Genomic DNA, 14,844 nt, shown 5'->3' with positions numbered 1-14,844 from the left:
AACTTGCACGAATTCTTTTTGACACGACATTGCTCACATTGCTTCCAGTGTAATTTATAGCTTCTTGGTTAAGCTGCTCTATTTACAGAATTTGCTTTACCACTTCTGCTAGGCGACCCCATTCGGGTCGCTTTTTTCTTTTCTACGATTTCTATTTGACGTCACTATTAATATCTTTTCCACATGCGATGATCATTTTAGGATCGTTGATCTTCTCGCCGTTATGCGAATTTGTTGTTATTAATCAATGGTTTGGGTTGGTGTTTTCTTGTGTTTTTTGTTATTGGATAACCAGTGGATAATTTCTATAAACAGAGTTATCCACAGGAGGTGGTGTTTTCGTGAATAAAGTCGGAAAAATTTACGCGACCTAGATCGAGCGAACAAGATAGATTCAGATCAGCAGTCATGGCATCCTAGGCAGATCTCTCAAGTACTGAATTGGATACAGACAATTATGGCAAGTATTCCTGAAAATCCGTTGATCCTTATCGACGGCTCTTCTTACCTATATCGCGCTTTTCACGCCTACCCGGGCACCATGAGCAATGGTGAAATTCCAACTAATGCTGTTTACGGCGTCGTGAACATGTTACGCAGCATGATGCGTCAGTTTGCGTCTGAGCGCATCGCGGTGGTTTTCGATGCAAAGGGAAAAACCTTTCGTGATGATATGTATGCAGAATACAAAGCGAATCGTCCGCCAATGCCGGATGACCTGCGTTGTCAAATTGAACCATTACACAATGTTATTCGTGCAATGGGTTTGCCGCTGATCTGTGTTCCTGGCGTCGAGGCGGATGACGTCATCGGTACGTTAGCATACCAAGCATCACAAAAGGGCATGCCTGTATTGATCAGTACTGGTGATAAAGACATGGCGCAGCTAGTGGATGATAACATTACCTTGATCAACACCATGACGAACGTCGTAATGGATCGTGAAGGTGTGGTTGAAAAGTTTGGCATTCCACCTGAGTTGATCATCGACTACTTAGCACTGATGGGCGATAAAGTAGATAACATTCCTGGTGTACCGGGTGTCGGTGATAAAACAGCGACCGCACTACTGCAAGGTATTGGTGGTCTGACGAAGTTGTATGAAAACCTCGATGATATTGCAGGGCTTGGTTTCCGTGGTTCTAAAACCATGGCGAAAAAGCTCATCGACAACAAAGAAAATGCCATGCTTTCGTATGAGCTCGCGACCATCAAATTGGATGTTGAGCTTGAGGAAACGCCAGAATCATTGCTGAAAGCGGAACCAAATAAAGACGAATTAGTGAAGCTGTATGGCCAACTGACGTTTAAATCTTGGTTGAATGAACTACTTGAAGGCGGTTCTGGATCTGTGGAGGCCGTAGAGCTTGCAGGATCTTCACAAGCTTCTTCTTCTCAAGCCGAGATGGAAACTTCTGCGGTAACAATCGATCGCAGCCAATATGAAACAATTCTGGATAAAGAAACCTTCAATGCTTGGCTAGATAAACTTCAAACGGCTGAGCTGTTTGCATTTGATACGGAGACCGATAACCTAGATTACATGCTAGCGAATCTAGTTGGTTTGTCATTCGCTGTCGATGAAGGTATTGCGGCTTATGTGCCAGTTGCACATGACTATTTAGATGCGCCTGAACAGCTTGATCGTGATTGGGTACTAGAACAGCTGAAGCCAATTCTTGAAGATGCAGCGAAAGCAAAAGTCGGTCAAAACTTAAAGTATGATGCGTCTGTACTCGCTCGTTACGACATTGAGCTAAAAGGTATTAAGCACGACACGATGTTGGAATCGTATATCTACAACAGTGTCGGCGGTAAACACGATATGGACAGCTTGGCGCTTCGCTTCCTACAGCACAGCTGCATTTCTTTTGAGCAAATTGCAGGTAAAGGCAAAAATCAGCTTACGTTTAACCAAATCGAACTGGAACAAGCATCGCCATACGCGGCAGAAGATGCGGATGTGACCCTTCGTCTGCACAATCGCTTGTTTGCTAATATCGAGCAGGATGAAAGCCTGAAGACAGTTTACGAAGAGATTGAAATGCCGTTGGTGCCAGTTCTTTCGCGCATTGAACGCACTGGGGTCTTTATCGATGAAATGAAGCTGAGTGCGCAGTCGGTCGAGATTACCGCTCGCCTTGATGAGCTTGAAAAGAAAGCGTACGAAATTGCAGAGCAAGAGTTTAACATGAACTCGCCAAAGCAATTACAAGCCATCCTATTTGAAAAAATGGGTTTACCGGTTGTGAAGAAAACGCCATCAGGCACACCATCGACGAATGAAGAAGTTCTGCAAGAACTCGCGCTAGACTACCCACTACCAAAACTGATTTTGGAATACCGTGGTTTGGCGAAGCTAAAATCAACTTACACCGACAAACTGCCGAAGATGATCAACCCATCAACGGGGCGCGTGCATACTTCTTACCACCAAGCAGTGACTGCAACGGGTCGTCTATCTTCTACTGATCCGAACTTACAGAACATTCCAATTCGTAACGAAGCTGGCCGTCGTATTCGTCAAGCGTTTGTCGCGCCATCAGGGCATAAAATCTTAGCGGTCGACTACTCGCAAATCGAACTGCGCATCATGGCGCACCTTTCTGGCGACCAAGCTTTATTGAATGCATTCCGTGATGGCAAAGATATCCACGCGGCAACCGCAGCAGAAATCATGGGTGTTTCTATTGAGGACGTTTCAAGTGAGCAACGTCGTCGTGCGAAAGCGGTTAATTTCGGTCTTATTTACGGCATGAGTGCGTTTGGTTTGGCGAAGCAATTAGGCATTCCTCGTGGTGAGGCTCAAGCGTACATGGATACATACTTTGAACGTTACCCAGGCGTGATGCAGTACATGGAAGACACACGCAGCACAGCAGCAGATAAAGGGTATGTTGAAACGATTTTTGGTCGACGTTTGCATTTGCCAGAAATCAAATCGCGCAACGGGATGCGTCGTAAAGCTGCTGAACGTGCGGCAATCAACGCACCAATGCAAGGTACGGCAGCGGACATCATTAAGAAAGCGATGCTGTTGGTTGATCAGTGGATTCAGGAAGAAGGCAATGGTCGTGTGAAGTTATTAATGCAAGTACACGATGAATTGGTCTTTGAAGTTGAAGAGTCATCATTGTCCGAAATTGAAAGTAAAGTACAGAAATTGATGGAATCTGCAGCAGAGCTAAAAGTACCGTTGGTTGCAGAAGCAGGTCACGGTGATAACTGGGATCAAGCTCATTAGTCACTTTTAGACCAAAATAACCAATTAATTATGAGCCAGCGCACAAACGCTGGCTTTTTTTTGAGATTAAAAAAGCTAGCGCAAAGTTAACTTTGATGTTGCTTAATAAAAATTTCATGAAAAAAAACTACAAAAATTCTTTGCAATTCTGACCAATTGTTGTACATTAATACTCGTAGGGTACAGAGGTAAGATGTTCTATCTTTCAGACCTTTTGTTTCACGTTATTGGATTAGGCTGATTCAGCCGCCCCAGTCAGTTTTTGACTGGGGCGTTTTTTATTGGGCGAAAGAAAATTATTCTTTTGGATCAGCAGCTTAAAGTTAGCCTTCAAAAACCTTCTTTTTTGACCTTTCTAAGTCACTGCAAAATCTCGATTTTTCCTTCAAATTTATTGCGTTATTCATCCTGTAAATTTACGCCAGTCACACTATTATTTTTTCTTGAAAGAAACTAAGTTACATCTTTTTGAAGATTTGCTTGGCTTAACTGTCTGAATTGTAACACTATTGGGTGTTTTTGGAGTGAATGTTTGGTGATACACAGGAAACAAGAGCGCTTTTTAACCTATTGAAATCGAATCTCAGTTCAGCAATGCTTCGTCACATAACAATAATTACCAATTTTTCTCTCCCGTTATCCCTGCCAGGAAGGCGGGGATTTTTATTGCCTGTTATTTAGTTCAGATAAACAAAAGCCCCACCAAATGGCAGGGCCGTGTCGAAGAAATTTAACAAATATTGTTAATTATTCTTCATCGCTCGCTGGTATCTCTTGTTCGTCTTCTTCTATCAGGTGTGCTAGTGCTGGTGCAAACCAGGTATCCAGTTTTGCACGTAGCTGATCGACACCTAATCCTTTCAGTGAAGAGAACACATCAACAGAAACGTCACCACCGAAAGTTTCTACTTGCTTACGAACTTTCAGTAGAGTTTGTTTGCGTGCACCACTTTTTAGTTTATCTGCTTTGGTTAGCAAAACTTGCACAGGAATGTGGCTATCGATGGCCCAGAAAATCATTTGTTGGTCGAGATCTTTCATTGGATGACGAATGTCCATTAGAACCACTAAGCCTTTTAGGCACTCGCGTTTCTGTAGGTATTCACCCAAAGATTTCTGCCATTTGTTTTTCATCTCTACCGGTACTTGAGCAAAACCGTATCCAGGTAGATCGACAATGTGACAACCTTCTTCTACTTTGAAAAGGTTGATTAATTGCGTACGACCAGGTGTCTTTGATGTCTTGGCTAAGCTTTTTTGATTAGTTAGACGGTTAAGTGCACTCGATTTACCAGCGTTTGAGCGTCCTGCAAACGCAATTTCGACACCTTCGTCTTCCGGCAGGTGACGAATATCGGGTGCGCTGGTGATGAAATGCGTATTTTGGTAATGAATTTTTACGCTCACTGTTAACTCCATCTCGACTTTGTGTAGTCGATTGATTACTTTTTTGTGAAAATGTGTAAAATAACCGTGCTCGGCATAAGGTCGCCTATTGTACCATGAGTGTACGCGGTATGTTCACATTCCGTGGTACTGGAAGCTTGATAATTATAATGGAATGTCATGAAGAAATTAGCGCTAATTTTGAGTCTTTTAGCCAGTTGCTCAGTATGGGCCCAAGGTAATATTGAGGCTGGTAAAGCAAAATCACAAACCTGTGTCGCCTGTCACGGAGCAGATGGCAACAGTGCAATAACAACGTACCCGAAACTCGCAGGCCAACACGCTAAGTATCTTGAGAAGCAGTTAAAAGAACTTAAGCTAGGCATGACAAGTGGTGGTAAACAAGGTCGTTACGATCCTGTAATGAGTGGTATGGCAATGCCACTGAGCGATGAAGATATCGCAGACCTATCTGCTTACTACGCTTCGCTACCAGTTTCAGAAAACTCAACACCTGAAGATGTAGTAGCAAAAGGCAAAACGCTTTATACCGCTGGTGATGCCGAGCGTGGCCTAACCGCATGTATTGCATGTCATGGTCCTCGTGGCAATGGTACTGAGCTTTCAGGTTTCCCGAAAATTTCTGGTCAGCATGCTGACTACATCAAAGCTCAGCTAGAAAAATTCCGTGATGGCGACCGTGGTAATGATATGAATGCCATGATGCGCGACATCGCGAAGAAAATGACAGACGAAGATATCGAAGTGCTGTCTAAATACGTTGGCGGTCTGCACTAATATACCTAAATCGCTCAAGATCCTGCATCTTGAGCTGGTTGGGTAGATGTCCCTACGTCGTTCGAGCAACTTGTACAAAAATGCCCTAGTGAATCCACTAGGGCATTTTTGTTCGTGACAGATATCACAGTCGAGTTTGGATGCGAAAGCGATAGTTGGCTCGGCAGTTTGTGAGACATTTGCCATACTTGATGTTGGCTTTTTCTTGTTAGTGTTTTTAAGTTTTTGATTAAATGATAATTTTGATTTTTTAGAAAAATAGGCGGATTATTTTTTCAACCCATTACTTGTGAGCATAACGGGATGGCGTAAAGTAGAAGTCGTTCACAGGGAGTGAATGTAAGGATTTAAGACCACGGTTTAGGTCTCCAAGGATGTAGCTCGGATGCTTGGTGATTTAGAAAGGGATTTAGATAGGTAGGGAGCCTATCAGATAAGGATGGTCATCTCGTCTGACGGTTAAGACAGTGAAACGGATCAGGCACAGGAAGTTGCTCAGTAGACAGGAAGTAAACGGATAGCCAAAACTCATCAGGAAGATGAAAAACAACTCTTTTTGGCAGGGAAAGCTCTAAAAACAAAGGGATCATTGGTGCACCAAATGTGTGCAACACAGTTTCGCCAATTGATGGCACTTAGAAAGCGACAGTCTGACTGTCGCTTTTTTTATATCCGTTGACTTGCTCAGTCGTAACTTGAATTGAGATTACTGCACTTATTTAGCTTTATAGGTTGTAAACAAAGTTTTTTAATAAAAATTGCTGAAAAAATACTCAACAACACTCCAATCCGAGTTCACTTTCTGGTATGTTTCGCATCCCTGTTTGAGGAAGTCAGCATGCATACCTGTCCTTTATGCCAAAATCAGCGCACTCACCATTATTTTGAAGATAAGCGTCGTGAATATCTTCAATGTGAGCAGTGCAGCTTGGTATTCGTAAACCCAGACCAACGTTTGGATGCGGAAAGCGAAAAAGCTCACTATGATTTGCATGAGAACAACCCTGATGATTTGGGTTACCGACGCTTTTTGTCGCGTATTGCTGACCCGATCACAGAGCGAATTTCTCCACAATCAAATGGTATCGACTTTGGTTGTGGTCCTGGCCCAACGCTCTCCTTGATGCTGGAAGAGGCGGGGCACAACATGGCGTTGTACGATCTCTATTACCACCCTGATACGTCGGTTTTAGAAAAAACGTACGACTTCATGACAGCAACAGAGGTGATAGAGCACCTCTACCACCCAGATTTGGTGTGGAAGCAATGGTTGAATTTAGTTAAGCCAGGGGGCTGGATAGGCCTGATGACGAAAATGGTCATCGACGTGGAGGCTTTCAAATCATGGCATTATAAGAACGATCTCACTCACGTAGTGTTCTTTAGTCGTGACACGTTCCAGTTCCTAGCAGAGCGGGATAAGCTCGAACTCGAATTTATTGGTAATGATGTAATTTTACTGAGGAAACCCCAGTAATGAGCCGTAGTAAAAAATCTAGAAAACCGGGTGCCGCTGGTGCACCTGAGTTTGTTGTAACTCGTAACCGTACAGAATCTGATGTGGAAGGCCGCTTACGCAAGCGTGCTAAAAAGCGTAAAGGTCTGAAAACGGGTAACCGTAACTCAGAAGTTAATGAGCAGAAAAAGCAAGCTGCTGCACAAAATCGCGACCCGCGCTTAGGCAGCAAAAAGAAAATACCTCTGATTGTTGAACCTGCGAAGAAAATGACGAAGCAAGAGCGTCGTTTGTCGGCAGAGCAAGAACTAGAGATGCTAGAAAATGACGCGCAATTGAACGTGTTGCTAGACCGTATTGAAGCGGGTGAAAACCTGGGCACAGGTCTACAGAAATTCGTCGATGAGAAACTCGATCGCATTGAGAAGCTAATGGACCAACTAGGTTTGTTGGAACCTGAAGAAGAGGAAGACTTCACTGCACCTGCTGAGAAAAGCACGCGCAACGATGATGACTTGCTGGCAGATTTCGACGACATTAATTTCGACGACTATAAAGGATAATTAAGCTATGAATGTAACCTTATTAGCTATTGCTGGTGTTGTGATTATCATCGCACTCGCTTCTTATGCAGGTTACCTTCTGCTTCAATTGAAAAAGCAAAAGGAATTGCAGCTGAAGCATCAAAAATTGGCGATAGACAAACGTAACGCCAACATTTTTGAGAATGTGCATACCTTGTGTCAGGCGGGCATTCAAGGCCAGTGCGATTTATCTGAAATCAGTATCCGTGTGTATAACATCATGGATTATGTACAAGGTGAAGACCGCGTTGATTTCGATAAAACGTACCCTGCGATTTCTGAGCTTTACCACATCGTGAAAGATATGGCGCGTGGCGAAGAACGCCAACAACTTGCCAAGAAAGAGCGTATGCAACAGAACTTGACGCGTCATAAAGCGGAAAGCCGCCTCACTGATGCGATTATTGAGGAGCTCAAAATGTTGCAGAAAAACGTCCAGCCACTGAATAATCAAATCAATATTCAGATGATTTAAGCGCGACCCCCAATAGTCTCCTTATGGCTAATGGGGGTATCGTGATCACGCTAGCACTTCTTTAGTTTTATACTTAAAAAGCCAGTCGGCGTTGCCACGCTTGTCATCGTCGTATGGCAAAATAGTGGCTCTGAATATCGGGTGACGGCTTTCGTTGCCCTAGCATTTAACGGAAAGTACCACCATGTCGAATCAACACACTGAATCGAAACAGCAAATCGTCTGGGATCAAGCGGTATTGGATAAGTACAACTATTCCGGGCCTCGTTATACGTCGTACCCAACGGCGCTGGAGTTTCATGAAGCGTTCACCATTTCTGATTATGATATGGCATGCACTCAATACCCAGAACGCCCATTATCGCTGTACGTACACATTCCGTTCTGTCACAAGCTTTGTTACTACTGTGGATGTAATAAAGTCATTACGCGCCACTCGCACAAAGCGGATGAATACCTCGACGTGCTTGAACACGAAATTCGTCAACGTGCTGCATTACTTGTGGGTCGCACCGTGACGCAATTGCATTTTGGTGGTGGTACACCGACGTTTCTCTCTGAAAAGCAAATCACGCGTGTAATGAGCCTGCTACGCCAAGAGTTTACTTTTAGCTGCGATGCTGAAATCAGTATCGAGGTTGACCCGCGTGAAATCGAGCTGACCATGCTGGATCATCTGCGTAGTGAAGGCTTCAATCGCTTGAGCATCGGTGTTCAGGACTTCAACAAAGAAGTGCAAAAGCTGGTGAATCGTGAGCAAGATGAAGAGTTCATCGTTGCGATGGTTGCGCGCGCAAAAGAGTTAGGCTTTCGTTCGACGAACCTAGATTTAATTTACGGTTTACCGAAGCAGACCAAAGAATCTTTTGCCAAGACTCTAGAACAAGTGCTAGAGATGCAGCCGGGCCGTCTATCCGTGTTTAACTACGCGCACATGCCACAGCTATTTGCAGCGCAGCGTAAGATTAAAGACGAAGATCTGCCAAAGGCAGAAGAGAAGATGGCGATTCTGCAAGACACCATCGCGACACTGACCGGTGCTGGCTACCAATTTATCGGTATGGACCACTTTGCTTTGCCGGACGATGAACTTGCTGCTGCCCAGCGCGAAGGTATTTTGCATCGCAATTTCCAAGGCTACACCACACAAGGTGAATGTGACTTGGTTGGCTTTGGTGTTTCTGCAATCTCGATGATCGGCGATGCGTACGCGCAAAACCAGAAAGAGCTGAAGAAATACTACGCTCAAGTCAACGAACTTCGTCACGCTCTATGGAAAGGGGTCTCTCTGGACTCCGATGATTTGCTCCGTCGTGAAGTGATTAAGCAGCTGATTTGTAACTTCAAGTTAGACAAGAAAGCCATTGAGTCTGAGTTTAAAGTGAAGTTTGAACAGTACTTTAAAGAAGACTTACAGCTACTTCAGACCTTCATCAACGATGAGCTGGTGGAAGTGGATGACAATGAAATTCGTGTGACGCTGCGAGGTCGTTTGCTGATCCGTAATATTTGTATGAGCTTCGATAAGTACCTGCGAGCAAAGGCACGTCAGCAACAATTCTCTCGTGTTATTTAATCAGAGATACAGATTCAAGATATAAAAAATGCCAGCAGATGCTGGCATTTTTTTATGTTTTCGCTGGATTTAAGCGCGATCTTTTACTTTTTCTCTCAGTTCCGATTTTTCTGCTTCTGAAAGGAACGCAATCTCAAGGCCATTGATTTGCGCTTGGCGAATCTGGTCTTGGCTCAGGCCAGCGGCTGGTGCCGCTACTTCGTATTCGTATGGCAGTTCGATGCCTTCAACCGCTGGATCGTCAGTGTTCAAACACGCAAGAACGCCATGCTCTAGGAACTGCTTGAGAGGGTGGTTTTCTAGCGTTTCTACCGTACTTGTTTGGTAGTTTGACGTCAGGCAAGATTCAATACCAATGCGGTTTTCTGCTAGGTAATCCATCAGTTTTGGATCGTGAATCGCTTTTACGCCGTGACCGATACGAGTTGCGCCCAGCTCATTGATTGCTTGCCACATGCTCTCTGCACCTGCTGCTTCACCAGCATGGACCGTTACCCCAAGGCCAGCATCGCGTACTTGCTTGAAGTGAGACACAAAGCGATCACCCGGTTGGCCTAGCTCGTCACCCGCAAGGTCGACGGCAACGATGTGATCTTTCTGGCTCAGAATGCCGTCCAGTTCTTGTTGACATGCGTCAGTGCCAAATGTACGACTCATGATACCGATCAGGTTGGCTTTCACGCCAAAATCGCGCATACCCGCTTGCACACCGTCCACGACGGCTTCAACAACCCCCGCTACTGGTAGTTTGTGTTTCATCGCCATGTAGTAAGGAGAGAAACGCAGCTCTGCGTAATCGATTTGTGCGTTTAGCGCGTCTTCTACGTTTTCGTACGCGACACGACGACACGCATCTAGATCGCCCAGTACAGCAACACCCCAGTCGAGCTTAGAAAGGAAAGCAACAAGAGAGGGTTCCGCTTCGACAATTTGAACGTGAGGAGTGAGAGACTCAATATCGTACGCTGGTAGGGCAATGCCAAACTTTTGGCCTAGCTCAAGAATCGTTTTAGTACGAATGTTACCGTCGAGGTGACGGTGCAAATCAGTAAGAGGAAGGTTCTTCGTTATCATTTTGTCGATCCGGATAGTTATGAACTGGAACAGGGCCCAAACATCATCTGTGACAATACATGGGTAAGATTTGCAGTTAAGTATAAATAACAGTTGGGTAGATTGTCAGTAGAGGATGACTAGGAAATCAACGATTCTCGCTCTTTTCTACTTCATGTTCACCAAATGTGTTGGCCATTCTTCTAGTGGCATAGGGCGGCTGTAGTAGAAGCCTTGCACCTGATTACAGCCTAAAGAGCGCAGTAATTGTGCTTGATTGCTATCCTCGACACCTTCCGCGACGACATTAGTTTTGAGACCTGCTGTGATATTGATGACGGCAGCGACGACTGAACTGTTTAAGTTTTCTTGTGTGAGTTGATTGATGAAGGTGCGATCAATCTTCAAGCAAGTAAACGGTAGAGAGTGGAGGTAACCCAGTGATGAGTAACCGGTGCCAAAGTCATCTATCGCGATACCAATACCCATTTCACGCAGTTTAGTCATGTTTTCTAGTGTGGTCGGTGCGCTATCAATGATGCGTGATTCTGTGATCTCTAGTGTGAGGTTACTTGCTGGTAATTTCGTGATATCCAATACGCTTGTCACCGTATCAACAAAACTTGGGCAGGATAGTTGATTAACAGAGATATTCACATGCAGTTGGAAGTCCGACGGCCACTGTTTGCTTTCGATCGCTTGGTAAGTGTCGCGACAAGCTTGTAACAGAATCTGTTGGCCGATGGCTTTGATCATGCCGCTTTCTTCCGCGATTGGGATAAAATCTAATGGTGACACCATACCTGAGTCGCTATGCCAACGCGCAAGTGCTTCGGCGCCACACACTGTGCCACTGACGAGATCCACAATCGGTTGGTAATGAGGAATAAACTCTCGGTTTTCAATGCCAGTTTGGATCTTGGTCAGCATTTGTGTACGAAACTTTGAAGCGCTCGCTAGTTCTGGGCTGTAGTGACAAACACCAGTCAGTGAGTCTTGTTTGGCGTAACTTAATGCGATGCTGGCGTTGCGTAACCATAAAGGCATGGTTTCGTTTGGCTGGGTTTGTACAATACCAAGTGAAATCTTCATCACTACATTCTCGCCTTCCACCATAAATGGGGTGGAAAAGAGTTGCTGTAATCGACGCTCGGTTTGTTTAATTTTGGTTTCCGTGTCGACATTTGAGAGAAACACCGCGAATTCGTCACCACCAATCCGAGCCAATAATGCGTTGTCACGAAACTGCTGTTTTAACCTTTTAGCGATGCTGACCAACAACTGGTCGCCGTTGTGATGACCCACACTGTCGTTGATATCTCTAAATTTGTTGATGCCAAGTAAAAATAAACTGCCGTGACAAAGATGAGACTGATTTTCACAGATTTCGACCAAACCCTGACGACTATATAAGCGTGTCAGAGAGTCATAAACCAACTGTTCACGCAATGCTTTGAATGAAGCTCTTAGATTGTTCGCCATTTCATTAAAAGCATGAACCAGTACGGTTGTCTCATACACATAACCAGGCTTTGGCATGCCGCTATCCCAATCCCCATTTGCCAGGTGCTGAGCGGCGGCGGCCGTCGCGTTAATTGGTCTAGTAACTCGGTTGAAAATGATCCAACTGATGGCGATCCCAAATAGGCTTACAATAATGCCAACGAGCCAACTCTCTTGCTGGCTTTTCGGTAACAGGCCGAGAAGCTCGGACTCCGAAATGGAGGTGCCAATAAACCATGTTAAGCCATCTTGGTCTCGATACGGGGTTAGCCGACTGAAAATACGTTGGCCATCATGTTCAAATGAAAAAGTATAAGGTTGCTTGGTGTTGTTGAGATCGAAAGACCGGACGCGGCTCGCACTGATTTTGATGATCGGGTCTGCGTTTTCAGCGGCAAGCAAACGCTGCCCTTTATCCGAAAATTTTGTGCCCCATGAGATGACGCTTCCCGGGCCTGAGTGAGCGATTAAACGATGATCTGGGTCCATGATGTAGACCGACGCTTTAGTGTTGTATTTTAACTCGCGCAGGAACTCGTTGAATGTATTGATACGAATGTCTGTCACCAAAACACCAGCAAATTGGTCGTGTTTGTACACCGGCGTCATGGCTGATAGCGTAATATCCTGGCGTTCATCAGCGTTGGTATAAATTTCAGACCAAGTGGCGTCTTGGCTATCTGCAACGGGCTTATACCATGGGCGAGTGCGAGGATCGTATTGGGAGATAACCGTTCGAATGTTGTTACTCACATGGTTGGTTCCATAAATAACCAGATCACCATCGGTGTGGCGATCTTGCACCATTAAGGTGTAATCGTCGGAAAGCTCGCGGCGAAAGCCTGCAAAGTCGCCGTTTTCTGAACCAAATGCGATTACATCCAACTGCGGTATCGATTGGTAAAGATTTTTGAATGCACTCAGCAGGTAGTTTTGAATGTCTGAGGTATCGTGAGGGCGATAAAGGTTGTGATAGCTGACGTTGTGCGCGAGAGCCATAACCGCAGTAAAAGGCTTACGTAGATAGCTATTGAGGTGGTCGTGGACGCTTTCGGTTAACACGGAAAGTTGCTTGTCACTGATATCCGTGACCACTTCTTCGTAACTTTGTTTTTGGACGTAGACAATGACACCGATCGCCAGTAAGAAGATCATGACAAATGGAATCAGAACAGCAGTACGCAGTGTAATTTGAGTCGTAGCAGTAGACATCGCCTAATCACATAGATGGTGGTGCGCCACAATTGTACTGATGTTTTTATTAATATCGAGTGACAAACGACGCTCGTTGTTAACGCACCACGTAAGTGATTGTCAGTACAATTCTTTTAATTTTCTGGTGAGTGTATTTCGCCCCCAGCCTAATACTTTAGCGGCATCTTGCTTATGACCTTTAGTGTGCTCTAAGGCTGCTTCTAATAAAATGCGTTCAAATTCTGGTAAAGCGTAAGAAAGTAGTTCTTTATCTCCTGCTGCGAGTGAATGCCGCGCCCAATCCGCCAATTGTTCTTGCCAACTACCATGTGCAGCGTCTGAAATGGATTTTTTCTCTTCGAGTAGTTCGCTTGGCAAGTCATTTGGTAACACTTCGCTACCACTGGCCATAACGGTTAGCCAACGGCAAATATTCTCTAATTGACGAACGTTGCCAGGCCAATCAAGGCGGTTAAGAATCTCCACGGTCGATGGGTGGAGAGTTTTTGTTTCCACACCAAGCTCATCAGCCGCACGGATAAGAAAATGCTGTGTAAGCTTTTCAATGTCTTGCTTACGCTCACGCAGTGCCGGGATCTGCACGCGAATCACGTTTAAGCGATGAAAGAGGTCCTCACGGAAGTCACCTTCGTGCACCAGCTTTTCTAAGTTCTGGTGTGTTGCCGCGACAATTCGTACATCGACACTGATCGGAGAGTGACCGCCCACTCGATAAAACTGCCCGTCAGCTAGAACGCGTAGTAAACGAGTTTGAATGTCCAATGGCATGTCGCCGATTTCGTCTAAAAATAGAGTGCCGCCATTGGCTTGTTCGAATCGTCCTTGACGAACATTGTTTGCTCCCGTAAACGCGCCTTTTTCGTGGCCAAACAGTTCTGATTCAATCAAGTCTTTGGGAATCGCCGCCATATTGAGCGCAATGAAAGGTTTGTTAGCACGTGGACTGTGACGGTGCAGTGCATGAGCAACGAGTTCTTTACCCGTGCCCGATTCACCGTTAATCAAGACTGAAATAGAGGAGCGAGAAAGACGACCAATGGCGCGAAACACCTCTTGCATCGCTGGTGCTTCACCGATAATTTCAGGCGTTTCTGCTGGAATGTCTTCTGGAGAGAGCTGCTCGCGTTTGTTTTCGTGGCTGTGTGCAATGGCTCGTTCAACCAGAGTTAAAGTTTCATCAATATCAAAAGGTTTTGGTAAATATTCAAAAGCACCTTTTTGGTACGCATTCACTGCCGCATCTAAATCTGAATGCGCGGTCATGATAATCACGGGAAGGTCTGGGTAATCGCGCTGTACTTGCTTTAGTAGCTCCAACCCATCAATACCTGGCATGCGAATGTCTGATACTAGAACATCCGGCACTTCGCGTTCGAGCGCCATTAACACGCTTTCTCCATCGGCATAGGTTTCACATTTGATGTTGGCAGAGGAGAGCGTTTTCTCCATTACCCAGCGAATTGAACTGTCGTCATCAACGACCCAAACATATCCTTTACTCATGTAGTAATCCTTGCAGCAAACCGAAAAACTGACGCGACTTGAAGTCCATTA

10 protein-coding genes are annotated in these 14,844 nt (G+C 45.0%); 6 read left to right on the top strand and 4 right to left on the bottom strand.

Annotated elements, in window-relative coordinates:
* The first annotated feature begins 457 nt into the window (after positions 1–457).
* Positions 458–3,244 (top strand): DNA polymerase I, encoded by a 2,787-nt coding sequence (polA, locus tag R7P67_RS14845; RefSeq protein ID WP_053303417.1) that lies wholly within the window; start codon positions 458–460, stop codon positions 3,242–3,244.
* A gap of 747 nt (positions 3,245–3,991) precedes the next feature.
* Here polA and yihA read toward each other — a convergent pair.
* A complete protein-coding gene (gene yihA / locus R7P67_RS14840) occupies positions 3,992–4,651 on the bottom strand; it encodes a ribosome biogenesis GTP-binding protein YihA/YsxC (protein ID WP_017635019.1) in 660 nt (219 codons plus the stop codon).
* A 159-nt stretch (positions 4,652–4,810) separates the two neighbouring features.
* Between yihA and R7P67_RS14835 the strand changes: the two genes are divergently transcribed.
* The 5 genes from R7P67_RS14835 to hemN all read left to right on the top strand — a co-directional run bounded on the left by R7P67_RS14835 (position 4,811) and on the right by hemN (position 9,519).
* Positions 4,811–5,428, top strand: coding sequence for a c-type cytochrome (locus R7P67_RS14835; protein WP_005379248.1), 618 nt, complete (start codon positions 4,811–4,813; stop codon positions 5,426–5,428).
* An 838-nt stretch (positions 5,429–6,266) separates the two neighbouring features.
* Positions 6,267–6,905 (top strand): class I SAM-dependent methyltransferase, encoded by a 639-nt coding sequence (locus tag R7P67_RS14830; RefSeq protein ID WP_005379250.1) that lies wholly within the window; start codon positions 6,267–6,269, stop codon positions 6,903–6,905.
* A complete protein-coding gene (gene yihI / locus R7P67_RS14825; RefSeq protein WP_005379252.1) occupies positions 6,905–7,447 on the top strand; it encodes a Der GTPase-activating protein YihI in 543 nt (180 codons plus the stop codon). Before R7P67_RS14830 ends, yihI begins: the two co-directional genes overlap by 1 nt.
* Before the next feature lie 7 nt (positions 7,448–7,454).
* Positions 7,455–7,943: a DUF2489 domain-containing protein gene (locus R7P67_RS14820; protein ID WP_171345950.1), complete on the top strand. Its 489-nt coding sequence runs from the start codon at positions 7,455–7,457 to the stop codon at positions 7,941–7,943.
* 184 nt (positions 7,944–8,127) lie between these two features.
* A complete protein-coding gene (hemN, locus tag R7P67_RS14815) occupies positions 8,128–9,519 on the top strand; it encodes an oxygen-independent coproporphyrinogen III oxidase (protein WP_171345951.1) in 1,392 nt (463 codons plus the stop codon).
* Positions 9,520–9,588: 69 nt separating this feature from the next.
* Here the strand turns inward: hemN and add are convergent, their stop codons facing one another.
* From add to glnG, 3 genes are all read right to left on the bottom strand, one after another.
* Positions 9,589–10,593, bottom strand: a complete 1,005-nt coding sequence (gene add / locus R7P67_RS14810; RefSeq protein ID WP_005382965.1) for an adenosine deaminase — start codon at positions 10,591–10,593, stop codon at positions 9,589–9,591.
* Between the two features lie 147 nt (positions 10,594–10,740).
* Complete coding sequence (locus R7P67_RS14805; RefSeq protein ID WP_262652854.1) at positions 10,741–13,287, bottom strand: EAL domain-containing protein; 2,547 nt, start codon at positions 13,285–13,287, stop codon at positions 10,741–10,743.
* Positions 13,288–13,389: 102 nt separating this feature from the next.
* Positions 13,390–14,793, bottom strand: a complete 1,404-nt coding sequence (glnG, locus tag R7P67_RS14800; protein ID WP_171343032.1) for a nitrogen regulation protein NR(I) — start codon at positions 14,791–14,793, stop codon at positions 13,390–13,392.
* Positions 14,794–14,844 lie beyond the last annotated feature (51 nt).

The sequence above is a fragment of the Vibrio sp. Vb0937 genome (assembly GCF_033338855.1).
Note: the sequence above shows the minus strand (reverse complement) of the source record. Positions and strands in the feature narration are given on the sequence as shown.